This is a genomic window from Ovoidimarina sediminis, from assembly GCF_032586175.1.
Taxonomy (GTDB): domain Bacteria; phylum Pseudomonadota; class Alphaproteobacteria; order Rhodobacterales; family Rhodobacteraceae; genus Ovoidimarina; species Ovoidimarina sediminis.
This window is the reverse complement of the sequence record NZ_JAWHTE010000046.1, coordinates 1-16,313: the sequence shown is the minus strand read 5'-3', so window position 1 is coordinate 16,313 and position 16,313 is coordinate 1. Positions and strand designations below refer to the sequence as shown.

General features: G+C 56.5%; 18 protein-coding genes. 8 read left to right on the top strand and 10 right to left on the bottom strand.

The window, feature by feature from the left end; translation table 11 throughout:
- Positions 1-104: 104 nt before the first annotated feature.
- The gene (locus tag RXV90_RS25150) at positions 105-308 is read right to left on the bottom strand and encodes a YgaP family membrane protein (RefSeq protein ID WP_316653069.1); all 204 of its coding nucleotides are present in this window, start codon (positions 306-308) and stop codon (positions 105-107) included.
- 253 nt (positions 309-561) lie between these two features.
- On the opposite strand from RXV90_RS25150, the gene RXV90_RS25145 reads away from it, so the two are divergent.
- From RXV90_RS25145 to RXV90_RS25135, 3 genes are all read left to right on the top strand, one after another.
- Positions 562-1,194, top strand: a complete 633-nt coding sequence (locus tag RXV90_RS25145) for a tyrosine-type recombinase/integrase (protein ID WP_316653067.1) — start codon at positions 562-564, stop codon at positions 1,192-1,194.
- A 235-nt stretch (positions 1,195-1,429) separates the two neighbouring features.
- The gene (locus tag RXV90_RS25140) at positions 1,430-1,888 is read left to right on the top strand and encodes a GFA family protein (RefSeq protein ID WP_316653065.1); all 459 of its coding nucleotides are present in this window, start codon (positions 1,430-1,432) and stop codon (positions 1,886-1,888) included.
- Between the two features lie 131 nt (positions 1,889-2,019).
- Positions 2,020-2,718 (top strand): SDR family oxidoreductase, encoded by a 699-nt coding sequence (locus RXV90_RS25135; RefSeq protein WP_316653062.1) that lies wholly within the window; start codon positions 2,020-2,022, stop codon positions 2,716-2,718.
- Positions 2,719-2,776: 58 nt separating this feature from the next.
- Here RXV90_RS25135 and RXV90_RS25130 read toward each other — a convergent pair whose 3' ends face one another.
- Positions 2,777-3,199 carry a nuclear transport factor 2 family protein gene (locus tag RXV90_RS25130; RefSeq protein WP_316653061.1) on the bottom strand — a complete coding sequence of 141 codons (423 nt, stop codon included), beginning with the start codon at positions 3,197-3,199 and terminating at the stop codon, positions 2,777-2,779.
- A gap of 199 nt (positions 3,200-3,398) precedes the next feature.
- Positions 3,399-4,040: an MSMEG_1061 family FMN-dependent PPOX-type flavoprotein gene (locus RXV90_RS25125; protein ID WP_316653059.1), complete on the bottom strand. Its 642-nt coding sequence runs from the start codon at positions 4,038-4,040 to the stop codon at positions 3,399-3,401.
- Between the two features lie 201 nt (positions 4,041-4,241).
- Here RXV90_RS25125 and RXV90_RS25120 point away from each other — a divergent pair, with 201 nt between their 5' ends.
- The gene (locus tag RXV90_RS25120; RefSeq protein WP_316653057.1) at positions 4,242-5,027 is read left to right on the top strand and encodes an ankyrin repeat domain-containing protein; all 786 of its coding nucleotides are present in this window, start codon (positions 4,242-4,244) and stop codon (positions 5,025-5,027) included.
- A gap of 315 nt (positions 5,028-5,342) precedes the next feature.
- On the opposite strand, the gene RXV90_RS25115 is transcribed toward RXV90_RS25120, so the two are convergent.
- Positions 5,343-5,831 (bottom strand): fasciclin domain-containing protein, encoded by a 489-nt coding sequence (locus RXV90_RS25115; RefSeq protein ID WP_316650931.1) that lies wholly within the window; start codon positions 5,829-5,831, stop codon positions 5,343-5,345.
- 1,017 nt (positions 5,832-6,848) lie between these two features.
- A complete protein-coding gene (locus RXV90_RS25110) occupies positions 6,849-8,087 on the bottom strand; it encodes a tetratricopeptide repeat protein (RefSeq protein ID WP_316653056.1) in 1,239 nt (412 codons plus the stop codon).
- 479 nt (positions 8,088-8,566) lie between these two features.
- On the opposite strand from RXV90_RS25110, the gene RXV90_RS25105 reads away from it, so the two are divergent.
- A complete protein-coding gene (locus RXV90_RS25105) occupies positions 8,567-9,439 on the top strand; it encodes a class I SAM-dependent methyltransferase (RefSeq protein ID WP_316653054.1) in 873 nt (290 codons plus the stop codon).
- Positions 9,440-9,531: 92 nt separating this feature from the next.
- On the opposite strand, the gene RXV90_RS25100 is transcribed toward RXV90_RS25105, so the two are convergent.
- Together RXV90_RS25100 and RXV90_RS25095 are read right to left on the bottom strand one after the other, a co-directional pair.
- A complete protein-coding gene (locus RXV90_RS25100) occupies positions 9,532-9,960 on the bottom strand; it encodes a GFA family protein (RefSeq protein WP_316653052.1) in 429 nt (142 codons plus the stop codon).
- A 260-nt stretch (positions 9,961-10,220) separates the two neighbouring features.
- Positions 10,221-10,514, bottom strand: a complete 294-nt coding sequence (locus RXV90_RS25095; RefSeq protein WP_316653051.1) for a hypothetical protein — start codon at positions 10,512-10,514, stop codon at positions 10,221-10,223.
- 269 nt (positions 10,515-10,783) lie between these two features.
- Between RXV90_RS25095 and RXV90_RS25090 the strand changes: the two genes are divergently transcribed.
- The 3 genes from RXV90_RS25090 to RXV90_RS25080 all read left to right on the top strand — a co-directional run bounded on the left by RXV90_RS25090 (position 10,784) and on the right by RXV90_RS25080 (position 12,804).
- Positions 10,784-11,077, top strand: a complete 294-nt coding sequence (locus RXV90_RS25090; protein WP_316653049.1) for a hypothetical protein — start codon at positions 10,784-10,786, stop codon at positions 11,075-11,077.
- Complete coding sequence (locus RXV90_RS25085) at positions 11,074-11,403, top strand: hypothetical protein (protein WP_316653047.1); 330 nt, start codon at positions 11,074-11,076, stop codon at positions 11,401-11,403. Before RXV90_RS25090 ends, RXV90_RS25085 begins: the two co-directional genes overlap by 4 nt.
- A gap of 81 nt (positions 11,404-11,484) precedes the next feature.
- A complete protein-coding gene (locus RXV90_RS25080) occupies positions 11,485-12,804 on the top strand; it encodes a hypothetical protein (protein WP_316653045.1) in 1,320 nt (439 codons plus the stop codon).
- A 135-nt stretch (positions 12,805-12,939) separates the two neighbouring features.
- On the opposite strand, the gene RXV90_RS25075 is transcribed toward RXV90_RS25080, so the two are convergent.
- From RXV90_RS25075 to RXV90_RS25065, 3 genes are all read right to left on the bottom strand, one after another.
- A complete protein-coding gene (locus RXV90_RS25075) occupies positions 12,940-13,668 on the bottom strand; it encodes a hypothetical protein (protein WP_316653043.1) in 729 nt (242 codons plus the stop codon).
- 956 nt (positions 13,669-14,624) lie between these two features.
- Positions 14,625-15,038, bottom strand: coding sequence for a c-type cytochrome (locus tag RXV90_RS25070; RefSeq protein WP_316653041.1), 414 nt, complete (start codon positions 15,036-15,038; stop codon positions 14,625-14,627).
- Positions 15,039-15,320: 282 nt separating this feature from the next.
- The gene (locus RXV90_RS25065) at positions 15,321-16,082 is read right to left on the bottom strand and encodes a c-type cytochrome (RefSeq protein WP_316653039.1); all 762 of its coding nucleotides are present in this window, start codon (positions 16,080-16,082) and stop codon (positions 15,321-15,323) included.
- Positions 16,083-16,313: the final 231 nt, after the last annotated feature.

The following is a 16,313-nucleotide window of genomic DNA, read 5'->3' as shown; positions in this document are numbered from 1 at the left end:
TTGATGGTTCAGATGAGCCAGAAACCCTCCGTTACGAAAACCCTTTAATCAGTCCCACAGGTGCTGATCCCGGACACGTTCAGCAACTCTGACGTGGTACTAACTCAGGCGAAGCCAGCTTTGGTAGGCAGTCCCATCTTTTTCAACGTCATGACCACGGGACAGATGCCGGTGAAAGATGCCTGAACGAGATGTGCGCCCATTATGCCGGTGAGCCAGAGCCAATTTGGGCTATGGAAGGCAGCAAGCAGGGCACTGCCCAAGACGATAAGGCCGACGATTAAGAGGATCGAACGTTCTACAGTCATTGGTATTCTCCCAGATGTCTCCCGACACATAGAAAACCCGGAGAATTGCCATCTGACAAGTGTCCGGTGTGTCCGCTCACCGGTCATTGCCTCAATTTTCGTGTGTGTCCAGTGTCGGCGAAAGCGGTCGTTGGATGTTTGGGCCCGTCGGGCCAAGCGCGTAGGTGCTTTCAACGAAAGTGCGGGCATTAAAGTTCGCAGGTCGGCACGGTGCCGATGGCTTGGCGAGGGAGGGCTGGATGGAGACTTCGTCATGTCAGTTATCCAACTTCCAGTCCTCAGGCCATCTCGCCCACCATGGAATAAGGGCCGATTGGTAGGTCAGAAACGCCCGCTGCTTCCTCGGCAAGTTTGGGCCATTCGTGCACGGCTCGAACTCGCTGACAACCTGCGCGACCTGTCTCTGTTCAACCTGGCAATCGATAGCAAATTGCGTGGCTGCGACTTGGTCCGGCTCAAGGTGGTCGATCTCGTCGTTGCCGGCGCAGTCCGCGGCCGTGTGTCGGTCATTCAGAGCAAAACTGGCAGACCAGTTCAGTTTGAGGTGTCCGAGAATACGCGAAGGACGGTTCTTGATTGGGTCGCATCCCCCGCAATGCTTGGTCGCGTGTTCCTCTTTCCGAGCCGATTCCACGGTTCGTCCCACCTTTCGACCAGGCAGTATGCGCGTCTCGTCCGCGACTGGGTGTCAGCGATCGGCCTGGAACCGAGCGGATATGGCACCCATTCTCTGCGCCGGACCAAGGCCGCGCTGATCTATCGAAAGACCGGCAATCTTCGGGCGGTCCAGCTCCTTCTGGGGCACACCAAGGTGGACAGCACAGTCAAATATCTTGGCGTCGAACTCGACGACGCTTTGAGCATTGCCGAGAAGATCGACATTTAAGACTCTGGCGGACGGCGGCGGTCGTCCGTCATTCTAGACGAAGTATCCAGACTTTACGACGCGAATGGCCGCTTCTCGCATTAGCTGACCTTCGCCAGATTGGCCTCGATGTCCGGATCGCGGACGGAGCGGACTTCGCTGGGTTGCCACAGACAGTCCGGAACTGAGGCTATCAAGCCCTGTCTTGTCGAGGCTCTCATCGTTATTCTTCCAATATGCAGAGAGGACGGAGGGAATGGAACAGAGTGAACAATTTGGCGGGTGTGCCTGTGGAAAGGTTCGTTACAAGGTCAGCGGTAGTCCGACATGGACGGCCGGGTGCTGCTGCCGAGATTGCGCCAAGGCGACCGGTACACCTTATGTGACGTGGGTGGGCTTCCCGGTTTCAAACGTCGAGTTCCTGCAGGAACAGCCTGCACAAAAAGAGACTTCGACCGGCGTGCTTCGAGGATACTGCGACACTTGCGGCTCGTCTTTGACTTACGGACGCGATCCGAAGTTCGATGTAAGCGATCCACTTCTTTATGTCTCGGCGGCGTCGTTGGATGATCCGGACATGTTTCCCCCAACGGAAGTTGTCTGGTACGCGCAGCGGCCAAACTGGTTCGAGCTGGCAGGCACCATACCACTGCACGACAGTGTAAGCCCCGACCAGGCGGAAAGAGCCTATAATTCTGCAAAGGACAGGCAGTGATGAATTTCACTACAGGCTAGTCACAGCTTTCTGACCAAAGAGATGATATGACAGCTGTATGGTGACAATCAGTTGCCCTGGGCGCCCGCGGATTTGTGGTAACCTCCCACGATGCAAAGGGGGGAAGGCACATGGTGAAGACAGCGCTGATTACCGGCGCCTCAAGTGGGATAGGTCGCGGAGCGGCCGTAAGACTTGGCCGCGAGGGTTGGCACATTCTGGCACACGGACGCCGCGAGGACGCGCTTCAGGAAACGCAAGATTTGGTCGCTGCGGCAGGCGGGACCTGCGATTTCTTCACTGCCGAGATCGGAGACATGGACGCTTTGGCCGCTCTGGCAGAGTGGGCAACAAGTCACGGGAGACTCGACGCCCTGATCCACTGCGCTGCCAAGTTCACTTATGGCACGGTGTCAACGGACCGGTTTGCCGATTGGGACCTTTCGATTGACCAGGTTCTGAGAGCCACGATCCGACTGACGGCAAACGTCCTTCCTGCAATACGGGATACAGAGGGAGCGTTTGTCTACATTTGCGGGCCGACATCATGGCTCGGGTGGAAGAACCATGCAATTCATTGTGCTCTGCGGCATGCACAGGCTGGTTTCGCCAAGGCATTGTTTGAGGATGTACGAGAGGACGGCGTCAGGGTGACCTTGGTGCATCCGGGCTTTGTGAATACGGCGTCGGTCCAAGACTCCAACAAAGACCGAACCCGCATGATCCAGCTTGATGACATCTCGACTATGATCTCGACTGCGATAGCGCTTCCAAACACGACCTGCGTAACAGAACTCACGCTGCGTCCTCAGCGGTCGCCCTATATCTGAACGGTGCTTCGACGAAGGAGGCACAGGCGCTTTGCGCGATACCGTCCTTTCAGGTTGGCTATAGGCGCAGCTCCTCTGGAACCGGGTCATCTTCGCTCGCCTGATCCCACGCATGGGCCATGATCGACCAGCGGCCATCAGATTTGACAAGAAGATACCCGCTGATGTCATGGCTAACGTCTGAACCGTCCTCCAGCAGCTCTGACAATGCGAGGACAACCGCGATATTTCCGAAGCGGAGTATTTTCATACCCCGCGTATGCTCTTCGAAGCTGCCAAGGTTCTTCCTGGCCACCGTCTCCATGCGCTCGATGAAGCCACCGACGGATCGGAGCTGAGCCGGTCGTACCGCACCGCATAGTAAAGCATCTTCAAGGAAGTCCTTGCGGAAGTCTTCCCAACCGGGCTCTTTCCCTTCACCCCATCTCATCGGCTCAAAGTGCTCGGCAATGAGGCTTCTGATAGCTTCCTCGTCGGACATTGTTTACCTCCCTCGCCCATCACGTCGGCGTGACATTATCACTTTCCATCGATCATTATGAAGACTGGGACGAAAAGGTCCGATCTGGGCTGCCGATCCAACCGATCGCCGCACACGACATGAACAACTGCTCCGCGGACTTAACGGCCGATCAACAATTCCGCGATCTGAGTTTCTGCTCGGTGTCTCTGCGACCGGCCTAATAGAGGTTGTTCTCTCTATCGTCCGCTACGCCGTCCTCGACTTCCGGGAGTGTTTCCGGCATCGCACCATGAACCTTCATCATTTCCGCAAGAGAAGGAACATCCGACGTATCAGGCCAGTGATCCTGATCCCAAACCCTTCCGCGAATGAACGCTTTAGAACAATGACACAGAACGCGCTCGACATGCACGAGCAGGACCAGCTCAGCCGGTCGCCCGTTTATGGCCAGTTGCTCGCCCAGCTTTGCGTCGCGAACAACGGCTCCCTTGCCACTCAGGCGCAGCGTATCCCTATGCCCTGGGATCATGAAAATCGCCCCGACGTTCTGATTTCTAAAGAGGTTCTCGAACGTATCCATCCGCTGATTTCCGGGCCGGTCAGGAATGGCGATGAGTTTTCTATTGATCACCTTCACGAAGCCCGCCGGATCGCCGCGTGGGGTCATGTCCAGAAGCCCGTCATTTCGCGCGGAGGACAGTGTCACGAGAGAAGTTGCCGCGATAAATCGCTTTGCCAGATCGTCGATGTGATCAATGACTTTGTTGTTCACCCAATGGGACGGCATGGCCTGAAGCTCTCGCAGACTTTCGTGAGACTTCAAATGTTGATCAACCAGGCAGCCGAAAACTTCGTCCATACGGAAACCTTTCTTTGGCGTGGGGCGATGCTATCCCAAACATACCATCGTGAACATCGGTGCTCTTGTTCGCGTGCGCCCCGGGGTTTCTTGCGGGCGACTGAAAAAGCTGGCGTTTGACCCAAAGTGCGAGGCTCCGGTATGTTTTAGCCAAGGCCAACGGGCTCGACCTACGGGATGCGCTTCTCCGGGGAGGTAAGAATGAGCAAGCTTCCTGTTCTTACGCGTTTGCCGATCTTGCTTGCCCTATGTGTCGCAAGCCCGATCAATCCGGTGATTGCCGGCCCGCTCCATGACGCAGTGCGGACCGGCAATAAGGCCGCAGTCCTTGAGGCCGTGGCTGCCTCTCAAGATGTAAATGAAACAGATTTCTTTCTTGGCGCGCCACTTCACGTGGCTGTCGTAGAAGAAAGGCCAGAAATGGTGCGTATCCTTCTTGAGGCTGGTGCTGAAATAGATGCGCCGAGCGAACTGGAAGCGAGAACTGCTCTGCACCTCGCTGCAGATGTTGGGGACGAGGAAATGGTACTTCTTCTCCTTCAGGAGGGCGCAGACCCTCATGCGGTGGACCGAAGCGGCAAACAGGCAATCCATCTTGCAACTATATCTGGACACTCTGAAGTCGTCGCGAACCTGCTCAGCGCAGGGGTAATGGTAGACAGCCGCGAACCTGGCGAGGGCATGACGCCGCTTCTCATCGCAAGCCTTCAGGGCGAGGTCGAACTGGTAGAACTTCTCGTCAGCGCAGGTGCCGACATTGAAGCCACCAACGCCACTGGTCGCACGCCGTTCTTCTTTTCCACTTCGATGGAGTCTTTTGCGAATGTCGGAGATGACAAGCTCATAAGGTATTTCGCGGAACGGGGTGTTGAGCTGGCTCCTGAAGACAATGCCGGGATTACACCGCTGCAATGGGCAAGAAGCCGAAACGTGCCCATCTACGATGAAATCGCAGAAATTCTCACTGGCATGGGGATCGAACGCTAGGTTGCCAGAGGCTGTCTATGTGCTTGATGTGTAGGTCTGCCTTGGGCTCTTCCCGGTCATCTGAGTAAGTCTGTCAGGTGACTGCTACCCCAAACTTACCGGTCGTCCAGGGCGATCGATGCGCGGTTTCGGGCAGGAACTTCCGCTTTCACCGACAGCGGACCTTCGCCGGAAAACGCTTGATGACCGAGAAGCGGACGAAGTGTGCATTCAGCTCTGCAAGTTAGTCCTGCGATTTCCAGCTATGAGACTATTTGTTCATAAAGGGGGCCCCTGTTCGACACGAGGAGCCCCCTTGATGTCTGGCTAATCTCTTTAAGGCAGGATGACGCTGTCGATCACATGGATCACGCCATTCGTTGCAATGATGTCCGCGGCGGTAACCGTAGCACCATCAACGGTTACACCATCGGTGCCGTCGACATGCACTTTCGACCCTTCGACAGTCGTGACCGACAGACGCTTTCCGGCTAGCTGGTCGGAGGTCACAGCAGCCGGAACTACATGGTAGGTAAGGATCGAGACAAGTTGATCTTTGTTCTCTGGCTTCAGAAGCGTCTCGACTGTGCCAGCGGGCAGTTTTTCGAATGCTGCATTTGTCGGCGCGAAGACTGTGAAAGGTCCGTCGCTCTTCAGAGTGTCGACAAGGCCCGCTGCCGAAACAGCGGCGACCAGCGTCGAGAAGTCAGGGTTCGACGATGCGATGTCGACGATATCGTCACCATCATCCATCGGGGCACAAGCGGCGGCAAACGCGGCAACTGCGGCAAGCGCAGTTGCTTTAAGGGCAAAGCGGCGGTTCATTTGGTTTCCTTTCGGTTTATTTCGATTCAAACAAAGGGCGACCGCCGGCCGCCTCTGAGTTCATGGGACGTTCTACGCTCGTCAGCTCTATCCGGATCACTCTTCGTACCTCTTCTTCATAGCTGGGAGTGGCATCTAGATACCGGTGTGCTTTGGATTGAGCGCTGACTGGGTGCCGCAGGACCAGCTGCCTTTGACGTGGAAGGCACTTAGTTGGACTCCAGGCAGCTAACGATCATTTCGGCTGAACACTTGCATTACGGACGAAGCTACGGTTCCACCTGCCGATGCAGTAGTGAAAACAGAAACAAACTGTTTCCGTTTGAAATTCAATCTAGCTGACGATCCCACGCGTATCCCTCCCTACAAACAAGCTTGTGGAGGCTACAAAGTGAACAAGATTTCTATTCTGGCCGTCGTTGCGGCCCTGGTCGCGGGCCCCGTTTTTGCTGGCGCTCATACGCCAAAGGATCGTGCTCAAAGTATGAAGGGGGCTCTCGCTGGAAGCGGCGCAGATGGCGTCGGAGACTTTGGCCTTCCGGGCGCGAGCGTTGCCCGGACTCTTGGCAAAGAAGGTTCCGACTTCCCGAAAGGTGGATGGGGCAATGTTGGCAGTGCGCTTACTAGCTCCAACGGAGCACCCGTATCGCCTGCAGACCCGAAAGGTCTCACAGAGTAATCATCATTCGAGTTTTTTTGTTGGCCCTGTCTCTTCGTCTAGAGGCAGGGCTTTATCATGCGCCGACTTCTATCATTCTTGGCTCTATCCTTGACTGAATAGCTTTTTCAGCGGTGACGAGAGGGGTCTGCTCTGGGCTCTACTGAGACATCTGACCGCTTGACTCAGTTGACTGCTTTTCCGTGTTAACCGGCCATTCGCAGCCATCGAGACGCAGTTTCACCCGGCATTGTCTGCTTCTGCCAAGTGCGGACCTATGTCAGAACATGCTCGATGTCCGATGTGCGGACAATGCCGCCGTTAGGCGCATCGCTACGAGAGACTTTCAGAATGTTGGCTCAGCATCCTTCATAGATATTAGCCAAGCATTCACGGACCATTGCCTGCGCCTTCGAAAGGTCCTCAGCAGTCATATACTCTGCAACGCTATCTCGATATTCAGCGGCGTTTTCCACTCCTTCGGATGCAGCAATGGTCCACCACATAAACGCCGCAGCATAATTTTTCGGCACGCCCCTGCTCATGGCATACATAACACCTAGATTGAATTGCGCTTCTGCGTTGCCCTGTTCCGCAGCCTTCCGATACCATTTCACGGCTTCGACGTCGTCCTGCGGCACTCCTCTGCCTATCGCATACATAATACCAAGATCGAATTGCGCTCCTGCGTTGCCCTGTTCCGCTGCCTTCCGATACCATTTCACGGCTTCGACGTCGTCCTGCGGCACCCCTGTGCCGATAGCGTGCATAAAAGCCAGAGCGAATTGCGCCTCTGGATCGCCCTGTTCCGCAGCTCTAAGATACCAACTGGCAGCTTCGGCATCATTTTGCGGCGCACCCTTACCATACCTAAATGCATTCCCTAGTTGGAGTTGCGCTTCAGCAAGGCCTTGTATTGCTGCCATTCGATACCATTTCACGGCTTCAGCGTCGTCCTGCGGCACTCCTCTGCCCGCTGCAAGCATAACGCCGAGATTGAATTGTGCCGCTGGGTCGCCCAGTTTCGCAGCCCTCTGATACCACCTAACGGCCTCGACCTCATCTGTTGGTACGCCGTCTCCATTCTCATACATTTGGCCAAGATTATTTTGCGCGTACGCGTGGCCTTCTTCGGCTGCCTTACGATACCAACTGACAGCTTCGGCGTGGTCCTGCGACACCCCTCTACCGCGGGCATACATAACGCCTAGGTTGAACTGCGCATCTGGCTCGCCCTTTTCTGCAGCCATACGAAACCATCTGACGGCTTCGGCATAGTTCTGCGGCATGCCGTCTCCACGCTCGTACAGGACACCTAGGTTGTATTGCGCAGCTGCGATGCCCTGTTCCGCCGCCATTCGAAACCATTTGGCGGCCTCAGCACTGTCTTTTGGGATACCGTAACCATCGCGATATAAGATACCTAGATTGTATTGCGCGGCTGAATCGCCTTCTTCCGCCAATGGCAGCCATTGCTCAAAAGCCGTTGCATAGTCGCCACCTTCATATGCTTCCCATCCTTCATCGAAATCCTGCGCCCAACTGCCAACGGGTGAAAGCATCAAAGCGATTAGCGCCGTTTGAAGTAGCTTCTTCATCACTGACCATCTCCTATGCGCTGGGGGGGAGATAGAATAGGCAGGGCGGAAAGACGTTGACTCACATCAAGAACCCTAAGCTGGGGCGAAGTGCAAAATTGTTCGCCAAAGTGGCATTCGGTAGGCGGCCACTTTGGGCTCTTCCCGGTCATCTTAGTAATTCTGTCAGGTGACCGCTTCCCCACGCTAACTGGTCATCGAAGGCTGCAGATGCGCGGTTTCGGGTGGGAGCGTCCGCTCCTTCGGAAAGCGGACCTTCGCCAGAACGAACTCGATGTCCAACAAGCGGACTGAGCAGTCGTTCGCCGCAAGGCGATAGGATAAGCTGTGCTGCACCGTCCCTTCGTAGGGGCCCGACCATCCCTGATCGGAAGGATTTCCCGATTAAAGGTTGCACACCGTCGATCTTTCCCGGCTGACCGCTGTATCGGGCATGTCCATCAATTCATGTTAGCGTTGGTCAAAAGGGGAGAATCATCATGGCACTCGACAAGTCGGAAGACACACAATTCGTTCGCTTCTGGAACGAGGTTCTTGAGCCGAAGTTCACCAAGTACCGTCATATTCTTCAGGGCGGCTTGTCGCGTCACTCGGAGGCGATAATCCCGAACCTTCCTATCAAGAAGGGAATGGCCGTGCTCGATGTCGGATGCGGTTGGGGCGACATGTCACTGCAGGTGGCCGAGATGGTCGGCGACGAGGGGCGTGTTGTCGGAATTGACTGTGTGGACGCCTTTCTTGAGGAGGCACGTAAGGACGCGGCATCGCAAGGCATCACCAATGTGGAATTCCGGAGAGGCGACGCCGAGGTTGCGCTGCCGGAAAGCGAGTTCGACTACGTGGTCGCCCGGTTCGGCACGATGTTCTTCACAAACCCGGTCGCGGCCTTGCGGCGCATGCGCCAGGCACTGAAGCCCGGCGGGCAAATGACGCACATCGTCTGGCGCCGTCGGGAAGATAACCCAGCCTGGCAGGCTGCGAAGGACATTGCCCTGAAGCACCTGCCGCCTCCGGGCGATGATGCCGATACCTGCGGACCCGGACCCTTCTCCATGGGCAACCAGGAAACAGTGGGCGCGATGATGAAGAGCGCGGGCTACGAGGACGTGAGTTTCACGCGCGTCGACGAAAAGATCATGGTCGGCACAACACCCGAGGAGTGCGTTGCCTTCGCCCTGGCCATAGGCCCGGCGGGCGAGGTGTTCCGCGAGGCCGGGGAAGAACTTGCGGAAGCCAAGCGGCCGGAGATCGAGGCGGATATGAGGGCGTTTTTCGAAAGTCACGAGCGGAACGAAACCGGCATCTGGGTGCCGACCTCTTCCTGGGTGATAACCGCTCGCAATCCGGGTTGATACAGTGCCCTTGCACACCGTTACATGAGTGAAGCCGCCACCCGCTGAGATGACGTCACGTGTGGCGGCTGGCACATGGTTTGCAGGGCGAGCTATTCCGGAACTGTTTCTTCGGACCCTCCGAACTCAGACGGAAAGTCCTTCATTTTTGGTAGCCCGTCCTTCATTGGCAGGACAGTCTCGGCATAGTTCACGTGGATACCCGGCTTGAACTCTAGGCTCGGGATCATCGCGGCGTATACATCCGTGAGGCCAAGGCCCGGATGTCCTGCCATAAGGTGTCCTCCGCACTTCTCGCACCATTTCCGGTCGCTGTTTTCGGTCTTGTTGTATTGCCTGACATGTTCTTCGCCCTTCACCACTTTGACTTTATCCGGGTCCCAGAGAGTGAATGCATTAACCGGGCCGGCCGACCACGACCGGCAGCTTTCGCAGTGGCAATAACCCATTCCGGCCGGTTCGCCCGTCACTTCGATTTCGACGGCTCCGCAAAAGCACTGGCCTTTATGTGTATTCGACATGATGTCCCCCGTTGCTTCTTAAACGACCGGACAAGCAATCGGCTGTCCGGTGGACGGACAAAGACCGGACACGACCGGACAGATTGCGCGAAGAACCCGCCTTTTCATTGGCTTAGGGGAATCTGCGGACCGGACAAAAACCGGACGCCTTCCGTTGTCCGTCCACCCCCTCCCCCTAGGAGGGGTGGACACCGGACAAACCGGACAATTCAATCCACGTGTCTCCGAGATAATGGCGGCGCAGAAAGAGGCGGTAGGCGTCAACCTAGGAGCCGCAACGCGGGTTTCCGAAAAACCCACGTCATCCCCCACACTTGCCGAAGCCGGACAAGTAGTTGGGCAAGCTCGTCAGGATATGCAGCGGCCCACATGGCGGCAACCTGCTCGTGCTCGTTGGCCATCTCTGACAAGTTGTCAGAGATCCACTCTCCAAACGCCCTGTCATTCTGAACACCGTTTTCATCGGTGAATTTCGCCGCCCCCTCATTCAGCGCAGCGCCATATTCCAGCCAACCTGCAATGGCATTTTCTTCGCCCTTACGGGCTTTTGCCAATTTGAGGCGGTAGGGGCTTTCAGAGCCGTTCGTTACTTGGGCGGCTTTTTCTTCCCTCTTATCACCGTATTCGGACGGTATTTTGATATCTAATCAAAACGCCTCAATTTCAATAACGTTTAAAAACAGTGTCTTACGTATATTTGCGGTGCAAATTATGCTATCCGGGTATCGAGCGGGTAAGAAAGCAGGCATAAACAGTGGCCAAGGACTTACCAAAGGCTGCCTTCAGAACAAAGCGCGGCAACGGCGAGGTTGTTTTAGAGGGAGTGGACGGGCGCAGCCTGATAGCCCGCCGGTTTCGCGAAATCGTCTGCGGTGTCGAGGCAGACCTTGGCGGCGACCTTACGGAAGCTCAGCGCCAGCTAGTGGCCCGCGCCGCTACGCTCGCAGTCTGGGCCGAGGCCCGGGAAACCGAACTGGCGAACGGGGAGGAATTCAACGCCGCCGAATACGCCACGATATCGAATGCCCTCCGCCGCCTGTTGCACGACCTGGGCCTAGAGCGCGTGGCAAAGGAAATCATCTCGCTCGAAGAGTACATTCAAGAGCGGGGCAAGTGACTGACTTCATCCTTCACCTCGGCGAAGAGCCCACCCGCTATAGCGACGAGCGCGGCAAACCCTACGTCCGACCGCAGTACCATTATCGCGTCACAGAGGGGCGCGGTGAGGTGCTGTGCGGCTTCTGCGCCTCTCCAGAGACAGAGGTAGCCAGAATGCTTATTGCCCAAAAAATCGCAGCGCCGTCGCACTCTCTAGAGGTGCGCCGAGGGGGCCGGGTTGTCTTCCGAACGCGCCCCGTTGGCAAGTGGGCGGGGCTGACTGTCCGCGAGGACGACACGAAGAGCGCCTGCTTCGTGCCCTATCGCGAGAGGGTGACGGCGTGAATATCGTCCAGGCCATGACTGACGAGAAGCTATTCGGCGACACCTTCGGGGGGTGACAGCTTCGCGGCATGGCGTGCGCTCTTGGCGGGCTTCTACGGGCTGCCCCTGACCGACGACCAGACGGATACATTCAAGGCCATCACCGGGCGCACAGAGACGCCCGCAGAGGCGCATGACGAGCTTTGGCTAGCCGTGGGCCGTCGGGGCGGAAAGAGCCATGTGGCGGCGCTTGTAGCAGTGTATGAGGCCGCGTTCCGTGACCACCGGGACAAGCTGTCTCCGGGCGAGTGGGCGACGGTAATGCTCATTGCGGGCGACCGGATGCAGGCCCGCACTTTGCTGCGATATGTCCGGGGGCTGTTTGAACACCCCATGCTGAAGCCCCCCGTTCTCAGGGAAACTGCAAACGGGCTGGAGTTGGACAACCGCTGCGCCATTGAGGTTGCCACGGCGTCCTTCAAGTCTGTGCGCGGGTATACATTGGCCGCAGTCATTGCCGACGAAATTGCCTTCTGGATGACGGAAGGCGTCTCACCTGACGTTGAGGTGATAGCTGCTCTCAGACCGGCCCTTGCCACGCTAGGAGGCAAGTTGATCGCGCTGTCTTCGCCCTACGCAAAGCGGGGAGCACTGTGGATCACCTATCAGGGCCACTTCGGGCGGGACAGCCGGGTGCTCGTGGCGCAGGCCCCGTCACAAACGATGAACCCAACCCTTCTGGATCGTGTCATCGACGACGCTATGGCAGAAGATCCAGCCAGGGCTGCCGCCGAATACCTGGCCCAGTTCCGTGCCGATATCAGCAGCCTCATCGATCCCGGGCTGATCGAGGATGCCAGGCGCCCGAAGCCCCTCGTCCTACCGCGCACTTCTGGAGCGATTTATGGGGCGTTCGTAGATCCCGCAGGCGGTGGCCAGGATGAGTTCACGCTCTGTATCGCGTACCCGGAGGGTCGTCGCCGGGATGGGAGTCGCGTGGTGGTGGACGCGGTCTTCGGCCGGAATGGCAGCCCCGCCCGTATCGTAGAGGAATACGCCAGGATCCTTCAAAGCTACGGAATACGTCGCGTAACCGGAGATCGATACGCGGGACGATGGCCGCGCGATGAGTTCGGGCGCCATGGCATCAGCTACGATGTCAGCGATCAGGATCGCAGTGCTCTCTATGGAGAGCTTCTCAGCGCCTTAAGTTCCGGCCGCGTGGAACTCCCACCCGATCAGAAGCTGGCCCGGCAACTGATAGGCCTCGAGCGGCGCACCGGCAGATCCGGGCGTGACATCATCGATCACCCACCTGGCGCGCACGACGACCTGGCAAACGCCGTCGCAGGCGCCGTGGCAATCATTGACCAAAATACGTTCAGAAAGGTTCCCGCGATCACCGGGATATCAATGTTCTGACGGATAAACGCGAACGACCGCTTCCGTGGACGGCGGACGTTCGCTGAAATCGCCTCAACGGCCGAGGTGCGGACTTTGCGGAAACTGAGAGTAAGGCGTTTGCTGAGCTTCTTAAGGGACGGCTCCAACCTCCACTCACAAAGGAGAAGGCCGCCTGCGAATCCAGCCCGATAGTGTCTCTGAGGTCCGCTTCAGGATCGCTTGACCAACATTGCCGATTGTTACAGGCACCAGAACCACGAGGCCATGTCCCCGTCTGTAATCGGGATTCAATAATTCAAAATAATGGACATCATTAATCCCTTCATCAGAGAGGAAGGCCGGGTGCTCCAGGGTTTTCTTGGTGACCCAGCCCACATCCCGAACCAGCGGCTTACTCGGATCGACTGCCGGATCTTCAAAGCTCTCAGCTAGGGCTACCGCGATTTCATTGGCCTCTGGCGACATTTCTTTGCCACGACGTGGAAAGACGGTCGGGAAATATTTGCAGAAGAAACGATAGCTCGATGGATGAACCAGGGTGCAAAGGTAAATTACACGGGTAAATGGATGCCTCAGTTTCTCCCTCAGCGCCCCCAACATACCAAACCAATGAGCGATGGCCTTTCCACGATATTGGGGTAGCAACCCCGCCTCCGCTCTCAACACAATTACCCGGTCACCATCCAGATCCCGCACAAAACGATGAAAGGCGCAATAGCCAATCAGATCGCCAGTTCCGTCACGGTAAATTTGGATCTGTGTGTGCTCTGCCGGTGGCTGAAGGACATGGGAAGAGAAACTCTTGAAGGAAACCCCTGAAAAGATCTGGCAATGAACGGCATAGAGATCCCGCGAGAAATCCGACAATTCGATTTCAGTCATCTCCGCAGGAAACACTGTCTCGCGGGACACCCTTTGCCGTGACGGCTCCTGCAACATCGACCCTCTTGACCACTATCTGCCGACGTGTAGCGCATCTCGCGGTAGATCACGGCATTCTATAGTCTTTGCAAGTTCTTCCGCTTGTAGATCCGCCGGCTCGCGCATTACTTCGCATAAAAGAACCTGCCTTTTCTCCCGCACCTCTATCGATGCTCTAATCGGTCCAGCGCTAAGAGATGGCACGCTAGTCCGCTGATGTCCGTGCTCGAGGCGGTTACTCGCAGGGTCACCCCTGAAAGATGGCTCTGCGAACTGTACTGCCGTCGTTCAGTCACTAGTTGGTAAGGACACCTACGCCAGCACCGACGACTGCGCCCTCGACACAGCGGCCGTCAGCCAGAACTTCCCCGGCGGCACACCCTATTGCTCCACCAACGACTGCACGCTCCAGATCTGAGTCGACCCCATCGCATGCACCCATTGATAAAGCAGATGCAACCAAGGTAATCGCAGTAAACCTCGACATGATCAGTCTCCCTGTGTTCAACCAACGTTGTCCGGATTCAGTGCCCCTGTCACCGGTAACGCAATGAGATGGATCAAGTCTGATCAAAACTCGCGCTTGATCAGAATCGGGATCGTCGAAAGCATTTGAAGTCACCGACGGGCGTCCACGATGTCATCGCGCGCCGATTACCACTTCACGGAGAATATCCCGCACACACCGGTCATCCGGGCCCGTCGAGACGAGGTTTTCGGTGGGAACGTCAGCTTTTGCCGAGAGCGGCCGTTCTGCAGATTGTGCTCGATGTCTAAGGTGCGGGACGTAGCCGCGATTTCCTGCACTGCTACTTAGGCTGTTTTGGCACTGCTAAGTCGACGAAGCAAAAGTATGAAATAAGGGAACGGCTTCGGCCAAATCGAATATGTACCCATCAACTCAGCTACATGTTCTTTCAGGGAAGATAAGATGTCGGCGCAGGATCCTGAAGTGATTCAAGGTAATGCGCGACCGCGATCAGCTTGGTAGGCATGAGGATCGGCTCGCCGTTGCCCGGATCAAACTCACTCATTTCATTGTCTAAAATGTTGACCACAACCGGCATATCCTCGCGCGGCAGGATATTGCGGGAGTACCCACTCAGGATATCCATGATCTCTAAGGCGGGCCACATCCCATCGCGCCGGGCCGCAATCTTCGTCAAATCCGCGGGTGGGGTGTTCAAACCTACACCTTTAGGCCCATCACCCCTCCCATCAACACCATGACACGCAGCGCAGTTTTGCACGTAGAGCGTTCTTCCTGCGTTAGTCGTTTCTACAGTGGTTCCCATCAAAAAGAGCGGAACCAATAGCAACCAATACTTCATAAGGGTGGTCTTTCCGAGCCTGTTCGTCAGCGCTAAAGTTTATGATCAGCGAATACTTTGACCCCGGTCAAGCCATCGATCGCGGACAGCCTTCGTTGCAGCAAGGTCCGATTTGATGCCTCTACGACGGCTTACTCTTGAACCGGACCTTGATTGAAGCAGCAGCAACGACCGTTTGCGGACTAAGTTGACGTTCATCTCAATCTCAGACCACTTCGGGGAACACCGCGAACCTGGCGTTCCCCGAAAATGAACGTAGCTGCTACTAGCGAGCAGGCTGTGTTACTTCTCCGGTAAAGTCCGCGTATAGGCCAGGACGTCGACTGCATCCTGCAGATCAAAGGCCCTTAGAGAGATCATTTCGACGCCTGGATGGCCGTTGCGGATCTTGTGCAACACCTCCCATGGGTTCGCGTTTGCTTCGGTTCCGACATAGCCGGGCTCGTCAGCATCACCCCAATCAAGTGCACGGCCATCGAAGCCGTGACAGGCTGCACAGTTCGTCTGAAAGATAGCCGCACCATGTCCAGTGTCGCCTGACACCTCGCCAGTATCGAAATCAATTACAGCATTCATGTCGTCCAATCCGCGGGACAGGAAGGCCGCAATATACTGGGACTGCTCTGACGGGATCATGGCTTCGCTGTAGCCATGTTCGCGGAGCACGGACTCTAGGGCCGCCGGATCGCCAGAATATCCCATCACCCCAGCAATACCGGTCTCATAGGAGCCGCTTCCGTACTTGCCATCGGCTCCACGATAATCCCAACCGTGGCAGGATTTGCATCGCCAAGTTGTTGCACCCGTGCGGCTGTTAGAGGAGGGCCAGGCGGGATGAGTACCTTCAGGTGCATCCATATCCTGTGTGGCATACCAGTTGTCATAGAGCCGACCGCCCCGTGTGATGATCCATGCCTCGGTGGGTTCTAGGGGCGCGCCGAAGATGTAATCTGCATGATAGCTTTCATCGTGCTCCTGTGTGAACGCCGGTCCTGCGATCAAGAGAGCTGCGACTACTCCGGTGGCAATTCTGCAATTGTTCATTTCCCCCTCCCTGAGAATTTCGCTACTCGCGAGTCCTCAACGCTATTCGTGCGACATACCGGCTGTCGTTGCGCAGGATCATTGACAGAGCAATGTCTCTTGCGACGAAACAGGCGAGCAGAACTTGGAATGTCGGCAGAGTCCGCTCCGGGCTGATTGTGTTGAAAAACTCCACTTGAGGGGCGCGTCATCGGCTGATTCACTTCTCCCGAGGCAAGGGAGGTCTGGCGA

Excerpts from the sequence above, each read along its gene's own strand:
- RXV90_RS25150 (WP_316653069.1), bottom strand. The coding sequence starts at position 308 with ATGACTGTAGAACGTTCGATCCTCTTAATCGTCGGCCTTATCGTCTTG.
- RXV90_RS25145 (WP_316653067.1), top strand. The coding sequence starts at position 562 with ATGTCAGTTATCCAACTTCCAGTCCTCAGGCCATCTCGCCCACCATGG.
- RXV90_RS25140 (WP_316653065.1), top strand. The coding sequence starts at position 1,430 with ATGGAACAGAGTGAACAATTTGGCGGGTGTGCCTGTGGAAAGGTTCGT.
- RXV90_RS25135 (WP_316653062.1), top strand. The coding sequence starts at position 2,020 with ATGGTGAAGACAGCGCTGATTACCGGCGCCTCAAGTGGGATAGGTCGC.
- RXV90_RS25130 (WP_316653061.1), bottom strand. The coding sequence starts at position 3,199 with ATGTCCGACGAGGAAGCTATCAGAAGCCTCATTGCCGAGCACTTTGAG.
- RXV90_RS25125 (WP_316653059.1), bottom strand. The coding sequence starts at position 4,040 with ATGGACGAAGTTTTCGGCTGCCTGGTTGATCAACATTTGAAGTCTCAC.
- RXV90_RS25120 (WP_316653057.1), top strand. The coding sequence starts at position 4,242 with ATGAGCAAGCTTCCTGTTCTTACGCGTTTGCCGATCTTGCTTGCCCTA.
- RXV90_RS25115 (WP_316650931.1), bottom strand. The coding sequence starts at position 5,831 with ATGAACCGCCGCTTTGCCCTTAAAGCAACTGCGCTTGCCGCAGTTGCC.
- RXV90_RS25110 (WP_316653056.1), bottom strand. The coding sequence starts at position 8,087 with ATGAAGAAGCTACTTCAAACGGCGCTAATCGCTTTGATGCTTTCACCC.
- RXV90_RS25105 (WP_316653054.1), top strand. The coding sequence starts at position 8,567 with ATGGCACTCGACAAGTCGGAAGACACACAATTCGTTCGCTTCTGGAAC.
- RXV90_RS25100 (WP_316653052.1), bottom strand. The coding sequence starts at position 9,960 with ATGTCGAATACACATAAAGGCCAGTGCTTTTGCGGAGCCGTCGAAATC.
- RXV90_RS25075 (WP_316653043.1), bottom strand. The coding sequence starts at position 13,668 with ATGACTGAAATCGAATTGTCGGATTTCTCGCGGGATCTCTATGCCGTT.
- RXV90_RS25070 (WP_316653041.1), bottom strand. The coding sequence starts at position 15,038 with ATGAAGTATTGGTTGCTATTGGTTCCGCTCTTTTTGATGGGAACCACT.
- RXV90_RS25065 (WP_316653039.1), bottom strand. The coding sequence starts at position 16,082 with ATGAACAATTGCAGAATTGCCACCGGAGTAGTCGCAGCTCTCTTGATC.